This window comes from Moraxella sp. CTOTU46711, assembly GCF_031975715.1.
GTDB lineage: Bacteria > Pseudomonadota > Gammaproteobacteria > Pseudomonadales > Moraxellaceae > Faucicola.
In genome coordinates, this window is record NZ_DALYMP010000008.1 from 54590 (window position 1) to 68935 (window position 14346).

15 protein-coding genes are annotated in these 14346 nt (G+C 43.2%); 4 read left to right on the plus strand and 11 right to left on the minus strand.

Annotated elements, in window-relative coordinates; genetic code table 11:
• Positions 1 to 9: 9 nt before the first annotated feature.
• The 5 genes from RTJ53_RS10035 to RTJ53_RS10055 all read right to left on the minus strand — a co-directional run bounded on the left by RTJ53_RS10035 (position 10) and on the right by RTJ53_RS10055 (position 4710).
• Positions 10 to 729 (minus strand): ABC transporter permease, encoded by a 720-nt coding sequence (locus RTJ53_RS10035; RefSeq protein ID WP_007117180.1) that lies wholly within the window; start codon positions 727 to 729, stop codon positions 10 to 12.
• 229 nt (positions 730 to 958) lie between these two features.
• Complete coding sequence (locus RTJ53_RS10040; RefSeq protein ID WP_312276834.1) at positions 959 to 1879, minus strand: transporter substrate-binding domain-containing protein; 921 nt, start codon at positions 1877 to 1879, stop codon at positions 959 to 961.
• Between the two features lie 91 nt (positions 1880 to 1970).
• Positions 1971 to 2777, minus strand: a complete 807-nt coding sequence (locus RTJ53_RS10045) for an ABC transporter substrate-binding protein (RefSeq protein ID WP_312276835.1) — start codon at positions 2775 to 2777, stop codon at positions 1971 to 1973.
• Between the two features lie 76 nt (positions 2778 to 2853).
• The gene (locus tag RTJ53_RS10050) at positions 2854 to 3660 is read right to left on the minus strand and encodes a transporter substrate-binding domain-containing protein (RefSeq protein ID WP_312276836.1); all 807 of its coding nucleotides are present in this window, start codon (positions 3658 to 3660) and stop codon (positions 2854 to 2856) included.
• A 255-nt stretch (positions 3661 to 3915) separates the two neighbouring features.
• Positions 3916 to 4710, minus strand: a complete 795-nt coding sequence (locus RTJ53_RS10055) for an ABC transporter ATP-binding protein (RefSeq protein WP_312276837.1) — start codon at positions 4708 to 4710, stop codon at positions 3916 to 3918.
• A gap of 231 nt (positions 4711 to 4941) precedes the next feature.
• On the opposite strand from RTJ53_RS10055, the gene RTJ53_RS10060 reads away from it, so the two are divergent.
• Both RTJ53_RS10060 and RTJ53_RS10065 read left to right on the plus strand, forming a co-directional pair.
• Entirely contained in the window at positions 4942 to 6237 is a 1296-nt protein-coding gene (locus RTJ53_RS10060; RefSeq protein WP_409418158.1) for a glutamate-5-semialdehyde dehydrogenase, read from the plus strand.
• Between the two features lie 23 nt (positions 6238 to 6260).
• Positions 6261 to 6935, plus strand: a complete 675-nt coding sequence (locus RTJ53_RS10065) for a glutathione S-transferase family protein (RefSeq protein ID WP_312276838.1) — start codon at positions 6261 to 6263, stop codon at positions 6933 to 6935.
• Positions 6936 to 6965: 30 nt separating this feature from the next.
• Here the strand turns inward: RTJ53_RS10065 and RTJ53_RS10070 are convergent, their stop codons facing one another.
• The 3 genes from RTJ53_RS10070 to RTJ53_RS10080 all read right to left on the minus strand — a co-directional run bounded on the left by RTJ53_RS10070 (position 6966) and on the right by RTJ53_RS10080 (position 8364).
• Positions 6966 to 7478 carry an META domain-containing protein gene (locus tag RTJ53_RS10070; RefSeq protein ID WP_312276839.1) on the minus strand — a complete coding sequence of 171 codons (513 nt, stop codon included), beginning with the start codon at positions 7476 to 7478 and terminating at the stop codon, positions 6966 to 6968.
• Between the two features lie 129 nt (positions 7479 to 7607).
• On the minus strand, positions 7608 to 8198 hold the full coding sequence (locus RTJ53_RS10075) for a GNAT family N-acetyltransferase (protein ID WP_312276840.1): 591 nt from the start codon (positions 8196 to 8198) through the stop codon (positions 7608 to 7610).
• Between the two features lie 28 nt (positions 8199 to 8226).
• Entirely contained in the window at positions 8227 to 8364 is a 138-nt protein-coding gene (locus tag RTJ53_RS10080; RefSeq protein ID WP_312276841.1) for a hypothetical protein, read from the minus strand.
• A gap of 161 nt (positions 8365 to 8525) precedes the next feature.
• On the opposite strand from RTJ53_RS10080, the gene truD reads away from it, so the two are divergent.
• Positions 8526 to 9593, plus strand: a complete 1068-nt coding sequence (truD, locus tag RTJ53_RS10085; RefSeq protein ID WP_312276842.1) for a tRNA pseudouridine(13) synthase TruD — start codon at positions 8526 to 8528, stop codon at positions 9591 to 9593.
• 15 nt (positions 9594 to 9608) lie between these two features.
• Here truD and RTJ53_RS10090 read toward each other — a convergent pair whose 3' ends face one another.
• The 3 genes from RTJ53_RS10090 to RTJ53_RS10100 form a co-directional block, all read right to left on the minus strand.
• Entirely contained in the window at positions 9609 to 10958 is a 1350-nt protein-coding gene (locus tag RTJ53_RS10090; protein WP_312276843.1) for a GGDEF domain-containing protein, read from the minus strand.
• Positions 10959 to 11291: 333 nt separating this feature from the next.
• On the minus strand, positions 11292 to 11816 hold the full coding sequence (locus RTJ53_RS10095) for a C40 family peptidase (RefSeq protein WP_312276844.1): 525 nt from the start codon (positions 11814 to 11816) through the stop codon (positions 11292 to 11294).
• Positions 11817 to 12241: 425 nt separating this feature from the next.
• Positions 12242 to 12967 (minus strand): YggS family pyridoxal phosphate-dependent enzyme, encoded by a 726-nt coding sequence (locus RTJ53_RS10100; protein ID WP_312276845.1) that lies wholly within the window; start codon positions 12965 to 12967, stop codon positions 12242 to 12244.
• 267 nt (positions 12968 to 13234) lie between these two features.
• On the opposite strand from RTJ53_RS10100, the gene RTJ53_RS10105 reads away from it, so the two are divergent.
• Positions 13235 to 14284, plus strand: a complete 1050-nt coding sequence (locus RTJ53_RS10105; protein ID WP_128680027.1) for a type IV pilus twitching motility protein PilT — start codon at positions 13235 to 13237, stop codon at positions 14282 to 14284.
• The last annotated feature ends 62 nt before the right edge of the window (positions 14285 to 14346 follow it).

Below are 14346 nucleotides of genomic sequence, written 5' to 3' on the forward strand. Positions count from 1 at the left end.
ATGAATCCCCTATTTTGCCATGCCGATTTTTTGCAGGCGTTTTGCATAACGCTCTGCTGGGTTATTGACCCATTCTAGCCACATAATCACACCGGTGATGATGACGGTCAGACTCAAGTACAACAATGCTGCTGCCATATAAAAAGTAAACGGGCTTTGCGTGGAAGTCGCTGCCGTTTTGGCGTGGCGCATGATATCTTCAAGCCCGACCACAGAAACCAACGCGGTATCTTTGAGCAGTACCAAAAACAAATTACCCAGTCCTGGCAGTGCAATACGCCACACTTGTGGCAACGTCACTCGCCAGAGTATTTGAAATTTTTTCATGCCAATCGCTTGCGCCGCTTCGGCTTGACCTTTTGGAATCTCTTGAAATGCCATACGAAAAGTTTCGGTCGCATACGCACCAAATGCCACAGACAGTGCTGTAACCCCCGCCCAGAACGGACTGACATCCACGTATCCCGTATTGCCAAATTGCGATAGAATAAGACCCATCAACATCGAGCCGCCAAAGTAAATAAACATGACTGACAGCAGTTCTGGAATACCACGGATAATCGTGGTGTAAGCGGTGGCGATGGCGTTGAGCACTTTAAACCGTGACATCTTAGCGGTCGCGCCCAATAATCCCAAAATCAGCCCAATGACCAAACTAGTCAATGCCAGTTTGATGGTGACCCAAGCGCCACTTAATAATAGCTGCCCAAAACCTTGTAGATCTAACACAATATCGATACCCTGTCTTGTTAACTCTGTTTGCTGACCTATTACCCAAAAAATGCTTAAAACGCAGTTTTACCGTCACATAGACAAAAGGTGATAATGGATATAACCTTTTGCTTTGTTTTTTGCAGGGTGCAATTTTACGTGATTGCCCTATCAAAAACCATCAAAAAAACAAAAAACTGAGTGACTTTTCACCCAGTTTTTGACTAAACCCCAGCGCTTGGTTAAGTTACTTGCTAGTACTTGCCACAGTGGTCGTGGTCGTTGTAGTACTAGAGACCGTAACTGCCACGCTGCTTGCCGCCGCTGTTGTGGTGGTTGCATTGCCAAAATATTGGTTATAGATTTTGTCATACGTGCCATTTGATTTTAACGTAGCAATCGCTTTGTTAAATTCTAAACGCAGTGGGTCGCCTTTACGGACAATAATACCCATTTTGTCATTGACATCAATCTCTTTACCTTTGATTTCAAAGCCTTTACCTTCTGGCGTGGTCAGCCAATAAGCGGCCGGGGCTTTATCCGAAATCATCATATCTGAGCGCCCTGCTGCCAAGTCCATAAACGCATTGTCCAACCCTTCATACAGGTTTAGCTTGGCTTTTGGGTGATTTTTTTCCATCCACTGGGTCGATAGCGTTGAACGCTGCGCCGCAACTTTATGGCTGTCAATCTGAGCAGGGTCATCCGGATTGATAGGGCTACCTTGTTTGGTTAAAAACACCAACGTATTGGTAAAATAGGGGTCGGTAAAATCGACTTGCGCCTGACGCTCGGGGGTGATAGACATGGCATCAATTACCACGTCATATTTTTTTGCCATCAAGCCTGGCAATAAACCATCCCAATCTTGTGGCTTGATTTCACAGTTGGCTTTCATTTGTGCACACAAGGCCTGCATAAAATCCACGTCAAAACCTGTCAAACTACCATCCGCTTTGGTGATACTAAAGGGTTTATAAGTCCCTTCAGTGGCGATGCGAATGGTTTTGCCTGCCATATTGCTCGATGTCTCAGTGCTACTACTCGCCGTTGTAGAAGCGGCTGTGCTACCCGTCGTTGCCGCCGTTTTTTCTGCAGGTTTTTGACAACCCACTAGCGCTAGACCTGCCAATGCCAAACTACCTAATAATGAAATATTTGCTTTCACCTGATACTCCTAATTTTTAACATCCAACACATGACAAAATTTTACTTGTGAGTTGTAAGAAAACGAACAGCTTAATCAGTTATTTAACGGCTTATTTCGGCAAATCTGCAAAATATTTTTGGCTGATTTTATCATAAGTACCATTGGCTTTTAGCGCTGCCAGTGCGGTGTTGAATTTGCCAATCAATGGATCATTTTGACGAAAGGCAATGGCAATTTTGTCATCAATATTGATTGGTTGCCCTTTGACTTCAAAACCTTGACCTTTGGCGGTTTTTAACCATGATAGCGCTGGGGCGCTGTCAGAAATCATCAAATCTGTACGACCCGATTCTAAGTCAAGATAGGCATTATCTTGGGTGTCATACAGTTTTGGGGTGGCTTTTGGGAAGTTTTTGGCTAAGTACTCAGCGGCAGTCGTTGAACGCTGCGCACCCACGGATTTGCCCGCTAAGTCATCAGCGCCTTTTTCTACCCCTTTTTTGCCAATCACAACGAGGTTATTGGTAAAGTATGGGTCGCTAAATGCCACCACTTGGCGACGCTCTGCGGTGTCTGACATCCCTGCCATGATGGCATTGTATTTTTGTGCTTGTAACCCTGGAATCAGTCCATCCCAATCTTGGGAAATCACTTCACATTTTAGTTTGGCTTCAGCACATAGCGCATCTGCCAAATCAATCTCAAAGCCGATTAATTTGCCATTGGCATCTTTATAACTAAAGGGGACAAAGCTTGATTCGGTAGCGATACGAATCTGTGGCATATCTGCGCTTGCTGCTGTGGTAGCATTACTTGCTGCTACCGTGTCTGCCGGTTTTTCAGCAGGTTTTTGACAGGCAGTTACCCCCATCAAAATGGCTAACGACGATACACCCAAAACCGATAACTGTTTCATAACAACACCTTTTGTCAAAATTTGAGGGTCACCCACATCTGTTGTGTAAATATTAAATCGCTCGATACAACGTCAACTAATTACCAAAATGTTGCTTTTGTAATTTTGCCAACTCGCCATTGCTTTGTAGCGCATCTAAAGCTTTGTCAAATTCTGCTTTTAGTGGATCGCCTTTGCGAATGGCCATTGCGATGTTGTCACCATTATCCATCTCACTGCCTACGATTTGGTAGTTGCTGTTTTGTTTTAGCCATTCGCTTGCGGTTACTTTTTCAGACAGCACTGAATCAATACGACCTGATTTTAGGTCAATATAGGCGTTGTCATAGTTGTCATACAATTTGATTTCGTTGGTTTTGCTCAGCTTATCTTGAAGGTACTGTGCCATAGTGGTTGAGCGTTGACCGCCGATTTTTAGCCCTGAAATCGCTTGTGGGTTGAATTTGCCACCTTTGGCAGCGACCCAAACCATGGTATTTTTAAAATAAGGCGTGGTGAAATCCACTTGCGCTGAACGCTCTGGGGTAATTGACATACCCGCGGCAACCGCATCATATTTTCTCGCCATCAAGCCTGGTAAGATACCGTCCCAATCTTGCGCCACGATTTCGCAGTCGAGTTTCGCTTGAGCACACACGGCTTTGGCAACATCCACGTCATAACCGCCTAATGTGCCATCGGCATTGGTGTAGTTAAATGGTTTGTAGGCGCCTTCAGTGGCAATACGAATTTTTTTACCTGTGCTGGCACCGGCAGCGGGTTGGCTCGCGGCTGTACCTTCTGTTTTTTCAGCAGGTTTTTGACAGGCGGTTAATCCCATGCTAACTGCACATACCGTTGCCAAGGCGAGTTTTGAGTAGGTTGAATTCAAGGTTGATTGCATGGATGTTCCTTACAAATGAAATTTTTGAGTAAAAAGCGATTTAATATCAGGTTTCGCTTTCAGCGATTTCAATATTTAAAATCAATGCGACTAAAATAAATGCGAGTTTACAATTTAGTTAAAATTAACATAAATTAACATTTTTGCAAGTGAAAAACGTATGCAGCAACAATTAAATCAAATAAATTTTTTCCAATGTCTAAAATTACAAAACCGCCAATCGCATGGCGATTGACGGCTCATAGGTTGTTTGGATTATTTTTGATGGCTTGCCATAAAGTCTTTCACCCGCGCTGATTGCGGATTGTCAAACACCTGCTCGGGTGTGCCTATTTCTTCGATACGTCCCTCATGCAAGAACACCACTTGGCTTGATACATCGCGCGCAAAACGCATTTCATGGGTGACAATCAGCATGGTGCGACCTTCTTCAGCAAGCGATTTCATCACCGCTAATACTTCATTGACCAATTCTGGGTCGAGGGCAGAGGTTGGCTCATCAAATAGCAATACTTGGGGCTTCATCGCTAGCGAACGAGCGATAGCGATACGCTGGCGTTGCCCACCCGATAAGTTTTCTGGGTAAGCGTCTTTTTTATCCAGTAGTCCTACGCGTTTTAGTAGCACTTCAGCTTCACTGATGGCTTGGTCTTTGGCGATTTTTAGGACTTGGGTCGGCCCCTCAATGATGTTTTGCAAAATAGTCCGGTGTGGCCATAGGTTAAAGTTTTGGAACACAAAGCCCATTTTTGAGCGAAACTGCTCAAGCTGACGTTGATTAGCGGCAACCAAATCCCCGGATTTATTCGGTTTTAATACCAATGCTTCATTGCCCAAAAAAACCTCTCCTTGCGAGGGGTTTTCAAGCAAATTTATACAGCGTAGCAAGGTGGATTTGCCCGAACCGCTCGAGCCGAGAATTGAGATGACATCGCCATCATAAGCGGTCAACGATACACCTTTTAGTACTTCAAGCGATCCAAAGTTCTTGTGGATATTGTTAAGTTGCAAGGCTACAGGACGCTGTAAGTTTGGCATAGCATCTGACATGATATTCAATCCAAAATTTGACGATAGGTGGAAAAAAACTGTCTATTTTCGCTTAAAACGCTACTAAAACGCAACTTTTTCTCTCATTTAACTTTATTTTATGGCGCCGGTCTTTAGCGCTTGTTTTTAGATTGAGTCATAACCATTAATTTTTGTCTGTAAAAACTTTCTAAATTCCATTTTTGGATTGAAGTTGTTATGATGAAGCGATGATTATATTAGGGACTGACTATGCAAACCATGACTGATACCAAACATTATATGCAAACCGTGGGACAGCAAGCGCGCGCCGCTTCAGCGATTTTGGCAAAAGCAGACACCGCGCTCAAAAATAGTGCCCTACTCGCTATCTATGACGCCCTGCAACAAGCCAAATCGCAGGTGTTGGCTGCCAATGCCACCGATATGCAAAACGGTCAACAAAAAGGACTGGATGACGCACTACTTGACCGATTAGCACTCACCGATGCGCGTTTTGAAGGCATGTTACAAGGGCTAAAAGATGTCGCCATGTTACCTGACCCAATTGGCGAGGTCACGGATATGACATTTCGTCCATCGGGTATTCAGCTAGGTAAAATGCGCGTGCCGCTGGGTGTGGTCGGGATGATTTATGAATCTCGCCCCAATGTGACGATTGAAGCTGCGTCTTTGGCATTAAAATCTGGCAATGCGATTATATTACGTGGGGGGTCAGAAGCGTTTTATTCTAACCAAGCATTGGCTGCGTGCGTCAAACAAGGTTTACAAGCAGTTGGTTTGCCAGAGGCCGCTGTGCAAGTGGTCGAAACCACCGACCGCGCGGCAGTGGGGGAACTTATCACCATGAATCGCTATGTCGATGTGATTGTGCCGCGAGGTGGTAAAAGCCTGATTGAGCGTATCAGCAATGAAGCGCGCGTGCCTGTCATCAAGCACCTAGATGGTAACTGTCATACCTTTGTCGATCGCGATGCAAATTTGACTATGGCAACCGCTATTTGCGTCAATGCCAAAACGCATCGCTACGGCACTTGTAATACCATGGAAACGCTGCTGATTGATAGCCAAATCGCTGCGCAAGCCCTGCCGCCAATCGCTAGTGCCATTGTCGCTGCAGACAGTGCCATGCAATTACGCGGCTGTGCAAAAACCTTAGCCATCTTGAGCGATACCGCTGAATTAACAGGTCATCTGTCAGCGGCGAGTGAAGCAGATTGGGATACCGAATATTTGGCGCCAATTTTGGCGATTAAAGTAGTCGCCGATATCGACGAAGCCATTGCCCATATCAATACCCATGGCTCACACCATACCGATGCGATTATCACCGAAAACTACTCAAAATCGTTAACATTCATGCGTGAAGTTGACTCTAGTAGCGTGATGGTCAATGCATCAACCCGCTTTGCCGATGGGTTTGAATATGGTTTGGGTGCAGAGATTGGTATCTCTACCGATAAAATCCATGCGCGCGGCCCTGTGGGTCTTGAAGGTTTAACATCGCAAAAATGGATTGTGTTTGGGCATGGGGAAATAAGACAGTGACAGCTAAAACTTTTGGTAATCAAATGAATTGTTTTCACAAACCCACTTTAATTATTGGTAATAAAAACTACTCCTCTTGGTCTTTGCGCGCATGGCTTATGCTGCATGCCTTCGGTGTAGCGTTTGATGAAATGCCCATTAAGCTATTTCATCCGAGTAATCAAGAGATTTTGACGACCTATACGCCACTGGGTCAAGTGCCTGTACTGTTACATGAAGATAAAACGATTTGGGACAGTGTCGGCATTGCTTTATATGCGGAAAAATACTTAATTACGCAAAACATCTGGGGTAACCAGCCGCACTTCGCCATGAGTTTACTGGGTGAAATGCACAGTGGATTTTCTGCACTGCGCAATGAAATGCCAATGAATATTCGAGCTAGGCGCAACATTGCACCTTCCGCACCCTGTTTAAGCGACTTGGCGCGGTTTGAAGCCATCGTAACCGAAGGCTTTAAACAAAATGGCTCTGAGGGTTATTTATTAGGCGAATTTAGTGTCGCTGATGTATTTTTTGCCCCGATTATTTTTCGCCTCATCACTTACGCAGAAGCCTCCGATATAGAGTTACAATCCATGACTTTAATCTATATACAAAAAATGCTTGCTCACCCAAGCATGCAGACTTGGCAACAACAGGCGTTGACAGAAACCGATATAGTTATTGAAGATGAAGCAGGCATAGAGGTAGTTTGAGGTTACCCAGCTTTAATTCAATGAAAAACATTAGTTGGCAATCGCTTTAAATAGACTGATTTGGTTGTTATCGGTTACCGTCAACATCGGTGTGCCTTTGCTATCTTGGGTCAGTTTAAATTGCCCTTGTAGTGTGGATGGTGCAGCGGCATCAAATGCCATGCGCGATTCTGGCATACACATCATGCGCGTGGAAACGATATTTTTTATCAATACATTGTCATGGGTCAGGCTATAATTGCCCCACATACGATTGCAGGTGTTGTCGAAGCTGACACGACCTTTATCAAAGCTGACCAATAGCGGTTTGGCTTGGTTAAGCAATTCAGGTTTAGTGGGTTTACCCGCCAAATCAGTCACCGAGACCAATTGCCAGCGATAATTTTGCAACGTGGCATCGGATAACGGTAAGGTGACCGCTTGGGTCGGGTTAGACATCCCTAAGTTATTATCCGCTATGGTTTGACAGCCTGTCATTGCCAGCGTTCCTGCTATCATGCAACTTAGCGCTAGTGAATAGGTTTTGGCACATTTTTTCATCATGATTTCCTTTTGTTTAAAATTATTGTGTAAAAAATTATTGCAACCATTATATAAAATACCCTTAAGACTTTATTGCTAAGCATGACGATTATTGTTATTCGATTGTATTAGCGAGCTTTGACGGATGCTTTATTTGCGAATGGGTTTTTGCAAAAACTCTAAAAATACATCATCACGCTTGGGGTCGCCATTGTTGCCGTCTCTTGGAAATGCCATCCTCTCCCCTGTCAGTAGATAACCGCGGCGCTGATAATAACTTAACAGCTCTGGTCGATGACTTAAAATCGACATGGACAAATGGGTTAAAGGTAAATGGGTTAAGTTTTTGGCATAGGCGTGTCTGATAGCAAACGTTTCTACCGCAGACAACATCGTATCGCCAATGCCTCTACCTTGCAAATTAGGATGAACCGCAAAAGTACCAATATACGCCGCTGGCTGATGGTTAATGGGTGAGAAATCCACAGAAATACACCCAAGCAAATCATCGCTATCGTGCGGATTTTCAAACACGAACAGATAAACGTTGGGGTTGTCTATTAGGGCTGTCATTTCCTCGGTCGTGGTACGAATCCCACCAATTAGAGCAGCTTCATTGGTCCAGCCTTCATCTGAGCGGTAACAGCGATTGAGCAAAGTGACCAAATTTTCGACGTCTTGTTGCGTGGCAACGCGTAATTGCACAGCGTTTTTATCGATATCGCTATCAGGGTTTTTCATGTTTTTTCTCTTTTTATGCTCACATTCGCTAAAAAATAGGATGGGTTAAACATTTTGCCAAGTCAGGATGACCGATTTTGCCACCCAATGCACCCAATTCATCTAAATTAGCCAACACACTTAACTTAGCAAGCACTACTTTATTGTCTATTACTTTGGCATTCAAGCCGTATTTGACGTCATTGTTGTTGCCGTCATATTTTTAACCTATTAGCATAAGACAATAAAGCATGCCGATAATAAAGCGCTGCTATAATCGAATCTGTAATCGAGATGGTTTATCAATCATCCATTTGTTAAAATAAACCTTTTACAAGTAATACTAGCATGCCAAAACTGCCTTCACCCTATACCCCTGCGATTGAGTCCGCTATTTATAAACAACAACCCACTGATTTTATTGTCCATGAAAAACTTGGGATTGAATGCAGCCATACAGGCGAACATCTTTGGGTTCATATTCAAAAGACCCGAATGAATACCAATTTTGTGGCAAAAGTGTTATCTCAATGGGCAGGCATTCCACTCAAGGATGTGGGATACTCGGGGCTCAAAGATCGTCATGCGGTGACGACACAATGGTTTAGTCTTCGCTTGCCGAAAAAAATTGCCCCTGAACAAAACTTTGAGCAATTTGTCCAGACCAAATTAGCTAGCGATGAAACGCTAGAAATACTGGCACAGCATTGGCATCACAAAAAACTGGGTCGCGGTACCCACCAAGCCAATCAATTTATTATCACCCTACGCGACGTGGTGGGTGAGAAAGCTGCCATCGAGCAACAACTTGCGACCATCAAAACACAAGGTTTTCCCAATTATTTTGGTGAGCAGCGCTTTGGGCAAGATGCCAATAATATTGATGCCGCTATCGAACTATTTACCCATCATACGATTCAAGGTAAAAAAATTCATCGCAAATTTGACCAAGATAAAATCAGTCTGTATCTGTCGGCAGCGCGTAGTGAATTATTCAATGCTATCTTGGTAAAACGTATCGAATTGGGCATCTGGAACCAACCGCTTGATGGCGACGTGATGAATTTGGCGGGTTCGAACAGTATTTTTGTGGCACAGCATATAGATGATACCATGATATCAAGGCTACAAAGTGGCGATATCCATTTGACTGCACCGATGTGGGGCGCGGGTGAGCTAAAAAGTAGTGGTAAGGTTAACGCATTAGAACTATCAGTCATCACTGACAATCCCATTTATCAGCAGCTAAGTCAAGGTTTGATTGAGTTTGGTTTAAAGCAGCAGCGCCGCCCCCTGCGTATGCTGCCCAGTAACTTGCAATGGGTTTGGCAAGACGGTGAGACATTGGTGTTAGATTTTGAATTGCCGGCAGGCAGTTTTGCGACAACGATGATTGATACGCTTATTGCAAGCTAGGTACTCACCACTGAGTTATGAAGGCTGATTGCTTTGCGTCATCAATAAATAACATTGACCTTTGACCACACAGTTGCGACCATTGGCTTTGGCTTGCTGCATTGCCAAATCGGAGCATTTGATAATTCGCTCAAGGGCAGGCGGCAGTGCAGGCATGGTCGGTAAGCTATGCATATACTCACGCATATATTCGATAAAACCGCGATTATCAACCGTGCAGTCGCTATCTCCCCCATGATTTTGATAAACGCTGGCAATACCTAAGCTTGCGGTAAATTGAATTTCTGTATCAAAAATTCCATATCTCACCACTTGCTTTTCAAACGCTTGGCGCAGCTGTTCTGCCATATCGGCAGCTTGCTCAATCCCGGTATTTGGCAAGATGATACAAAACTCTTCCCCGCCCATACGTCCAAACATCGTCCCTGTCGGTAAGAAGTTTTTTAAGGTATTTGCAGTACAAATCAATGTCGCATCACCAGCGTCATGACCGTATTCGTCATTGATATGTTTAAATTTGTCCAAATCAATATAAATCACACTAAGCGTGTTCCAATCGCTTTTACGTTGCCATAAATAATTCAAAAAACTATAAATGGTACGCCGATTGGCAATATCGGTGAGCGCATCGGCTTCTAGCAAATCATAAATTTTGCGGCGCTGAAAACTCATGACTTTCATGCCCTGCAAAATACAATACAGCGTGACCGTTGCCTTGGCGGTTACCAAAAAGCTAAAAGACAATCCCCAGAGCCAATGACTACGCGCTGCTAAGCTTGGATACAACCTAGGCAACAATTGCCACCAGTTCATGCTATTACTCATATTAAAAATAAATAATGCAACAATACAACTGACAAATGACACCCAGACCAGTCGCCATCTTAATAGCACCATCCCAAGACCTGTGGCACTGATGAGCATTACGCCTTCAAGCGCGCTGTTGTTGCCAATCCAGACGATAAAAAGATTTTCATAAATCAAATAGATGATTACAAAAAAGATTTGGTACTCCCGCCAAAGTCTTGACTGTTCAGGAATGCGGGTGATAACCCATAGTGAATACCCGCAAAATAACACCATCGCGAGTCCCAAATAAGTAACATTTATCATCAAGCTGCGATTAAAGAGTTGGTTAAACTTGTGCGCAAAGGGAAAGATATCTATGGGCGATGTGATGACAAGAACCGTCGCATACCAAACTAAATGAAAAAATGTCTCAACCAATGCCAACATAATAAACAACATGAATTTATTGGTACTGTTGACTCTTGGCGAATTGATATATAGCGAAGGTTTAAAGCTAAAAAATTTTAGCGTTTGCTGCAATTGTTCTTTAAAGCTTGGCAAGGCGGTTTGGGTCATAGGATTATTGCAAAATCAATAAATCTATTAAAAGAGGGCGTCACGTATTAAACAAATCAAGACGGTTTTGTCAGTCATTGATTAGTTTTAGTCGTTTGCATTTAACTTACCCTAAAGATTATATAAGGTATTGTTGCTTCATTCTAATACTTTATTAATGACCAATGGGTAAATGTTTAATTTTTTTTAATTATTCTTGACTTATCTATTTTATCAAAATTTCCTCGACAAAATAAAAAAGGTAAGCATTGGCTTACCTTGATCAACATTTTACAGAGTTTTAACTTTATTAGTTTTTTCAACAATATTATTTAATAATGTTCTTAATTACACTCAAGCGTCCAACACACGGCGCGCTGTCACGAATTTATTTGCCCAATAGCCAGAATCTAAACTTGTAATAGAAATACTTTTGCCGGTTGATGGTGAATGAATAAAACGACCTTCACCGATGTACATGCCCACATGAGAGATACGGCCACCACCGTGAGAGAAAAACACCATATCGCCTGGTTTTAACTCACTACGGTTAATACGTTCACCCACTTGTGCCATGCTGCCTGAGGTACGTGGTAGATTGATGTTGGCGGTTTGTTTATAAACATATTGCATAAAGCCGCTACAATCAAAACCACTCGTTGGGCTAGTACCACCCCAGCGGTATGGTAAGCCGATAAAGTTTTTGGCTTTTGCAATGAGGCTATCTACTTTTGAGCCACCCTCTGGATTTTGAGAAACACTTGAGTTAAAGCTACCGAAATATTCTGTGATACCATTGTCGGCATTGGCAGCGGTTGGGGCTAGGCTGAAAAAGACACAAGGTAGAGCGGTTAATAAAGTTTTTTGAAGAAAGTTCATAGGGCTTTAATCCGTTCAGAACTTTTATCCGTATATGGGCTATATCAAAATTGATTGCTAGAAGCTAAAAAGTTGATATACGGATAAAAATTACATAACTATTGTATTGGTTACATTCTGTAAAACAACGCCATCATACCAATAAAGTTTTTTGGATGTGGATATCTTTTCTCCATAAAATGTTAAAAAATATTACAATGTAAGCTAATTTGCTTACAGAAAGCTTATAGAAAGCGTACAGCAATAATTGGGTAATAAAATCGTTGATTTAATACGACATTGGGTTAAATAACCGCCTATTACCTCGTATTTATTTTGGTGTAATGTAAAAAAAGCAGGGGCAATGTGTAACTGACCCTGCTTAATAGTTGAGTAAAAGCGGCTAAAAATTGTTAAATTGCTGTCTTTTTACACCATCATTTACACTAATCTCTTGCCCCAAAAATGGCGGTGCCAATACGAACGATGGTGGCGCCTGCGGTAATGGCTTGCTCAATATCGCCGCTCATGCCCATTGACAAAGTATCCCACTGCTCAGGATGTGCATGATAGCGCTTGTTTTGCTCAAATAATTGCTGGGTTTTGACAAAGGCAGACGCGGAATTTTTGGCGGGGATAATCATCAGTCCGCGTAATTGCAAGTTGGGTAATTGACTAATCTGTGTCACCAATTCGGGTAACTGGTCTGGCTGGCAACCTGATTTACTGGCTTCATCGTCAATATTGACTTCGATACAGATATTGAGTGGCGGAAGGTGTTCACCCCTTTGCTCATTGAGACGCTGGGCAATAATTAAGCGATCGACCCCATGCACCCAATCAAAATGCGCTGCCAACTCTTTGGTCTTGTTACGCTGGATATGACCGATATAATGCCACACCAATGGCTGCTCGTTGGCAGTAACATCTTTGAGTACTGCGATTTTTGTCACCGCTTCTTGCACATAGTTTTCACCAAAATCCTGCTGACCTTGCTGCGCTAACGTGCGAATCATCCAGTTGGGTTTGGTTTTGGATACGGCAAGCAGTTTGACAGTTGGATTGAGCCTAGCAACGTCAGTTTTCACCTGTTGCCAACGCGCTATCAAGGCTTGGTCTTCAGCGTCTGTTGCGATTGTCGCCGATGGCTGTTGTGCGTCGAATGTTTGCATGGTTAACTTTTCCTGTTGAACTTTTTCTGTTGATAGGGGACTGGCTTGATGGCTACCGGGTTAAGGTAACGTTTTTTTTGCACTTGTGTGCCCAATTTTCCAATTGAGTTTAACATAAGCTAAAATCAACAAAAAACTATGATCTCTAGTCAGTTTTTTCTGTTTTTTTTGTGGGCGGATGATTATAGTATAGCTATCTTTTTTTCCCGCGGCTTTTTTCTATTGCTGCTTTTGTATTTTCATTACCCACCTGTAGGATTCACTATCATGGCAAAGGAATTATCGATTGACGATTTGTTGCGTTTTGCATTCAAAAATAAAGCCTCTGACTTACACATTTCAGCAGGCTTACCACCGATGATTCGGGTAGATGGTGAAATCACCAAAATCAACATGCCGCCGCTCGATCACCAAAAAGTGCATAGTTTGATTTATGACATCATGAACGACAAACAACGTGCCGATTATGAAGAGTTTTTTGAAACCGATTTTTCGTTTGAAATTCCTAATGTGGCGCGCTTTCGTGTCAATGCTTTTAACCAAAACCGTGGCGCAGGTGCGGTATTTCGTACCATTCCATCTGAGGTCTTGACGATGGAGCAGCTTGGGATGGGACCGATTTTTGAGAAAATCTCTAACTACAAACGCGGCGTGGTACTGGTCACAGGTCCAACGGGTTCAGGTAAGTCAACCACCCTTGCGGCGATGATTAACTATATCAACGAAAACCGTAAAGAACATATCTTAACTATCGAAGACCCGATTGAATTTGTGCATCAATCAAAAAAATCCCTCATCAACCAACGGGAAGTGCACCGTGATACCTTAAGCTTTGACGCCGCGCTGCGCTCTGCCCTACGTGAAGACCCCGATGTTATTCTTGTCGGTGAGATGCGTGACCTTGAGACCATCCGGTTGGCATTGACCGCTGCTGAAACAGGGCACTTGGTATTTGGGACATTACATACCTCATCTGCTGCCAAGACCATTGACCGTGTGGTCGATGTGTTTCCCGCCGCAGAAAAAGACATGATTCGTGCGATGTTATCTGAATCGCTGCAAGCAGTTATCTCGCAATCGCTACTCAAACGCCAAACAGGTGGTCGTGTCGCCGCGCATGAAATCATGATTGGTACGCCTGCGATTCGTAACTTGATTCGTGAAAACAAAGTCGCTCAAATGTACTCTGCCATCCAAACCAGTGCAGGCGATGGTATGACCACACTTGATCAAAGTCTTCGCGAACTGGTCAATAAAGGCGTGATTAGCAAAGAATCGGCGCGCCAATATGCCAAACAACCTGAAAGCTTTATGTAATCACCGTTTTATAGAAATTATCTTATAGAAACAATGTTTATCAAAACACGGTTTCTAAAAAT

Excerpts from the sequence above, each read along its gene's own strand:
- RTJ53_RS10105 (WP_128680027.1), top strand. The coding sequence starts at position 13,235 with ATGGCAAAGGAATTATCGATTGACGATTTGTTGCGTTTTGCATTCAAA.
- RTJ53_RS10065 (WP_312276838.1), top strand. The coding sequence starts at position 6,261 with ATGAATTGTTTTCACAAACCCACTTTAATTATTGGTAATAAAAACTAC.
- RTJ53_RS10070 (WP_312276839.1), bottom strand. The coding sequence starts at position 7,478 with ATGATGAAAAAATGTGCCAAAACCTATTCACTAGCGCTAAGTTGCATG.
- RTJ53_RS10050 (WP_312276836.1), bottom strand. The coding sequence starts at position 3,660 with ATGCAATCAACCTTGAATTCAACCTACTCAAAACTCGCCTTGGCAACG.
- RTJ53_RS10095 (WP_312276844.1), bottom strand. The coding sequence starts at position 11,816 with ATGAACTTTCTTCAAAAAACTTTATTAACCGCTCTACCTTGTGTCTTT.
- RTJ53_RS10045 (WP_312276835.1), bottom strand. The coding sequence starts at position 2,777 with ATGAAACAGTTATCGGTTTTGGGTGTATCGTCGTTAGCCATTTTGATG.
- RTJ53_RS10090 (WP_312276843.1), bottom strand. The coding sequence starts at position 10,958 with ATGACCCAAACCGCCTTGCCAAGCTTTAAAGAACAATTGCAGCAAACG.
- RTJ53_RS10055 (WP_312276837.1), bottom strand. The coding sequence starts at position 4,710 with ATGTCAGATGCTATGCCAAACTTACAGCGTCCTGTAGCCTTGCAACTT.
- RTJ53_RS10060 (WP_409418158.1), top strand. The coding sequence starts at position 4,942 with ATGCAAACCATGACTGATACCAAACATTATATGCAAACCGTGGGACAG.
- RTJ53_RS10075 (WP_312276840.1), bottom strand. The coding sequence starts at position 8,198 with ATGAAAAACCCTGATAGCGATATCGATAAAAACGCTGTGCAATTACGC.
- RTJ53_RS10100 (WP_312276845.1), bottom strand. The coding sequence starts at position 12,967 with ATGCAAACATTCGACGCACAACAGCCATCGGCGACAATCGCAACAGAC.
- truD (WP_312276842.1), top strand. The coding sequence starts at position 8,526 with ATGCCAAAACTGCCTTCACCCTATACCCCTGCGATTGAGTCCGCTATT.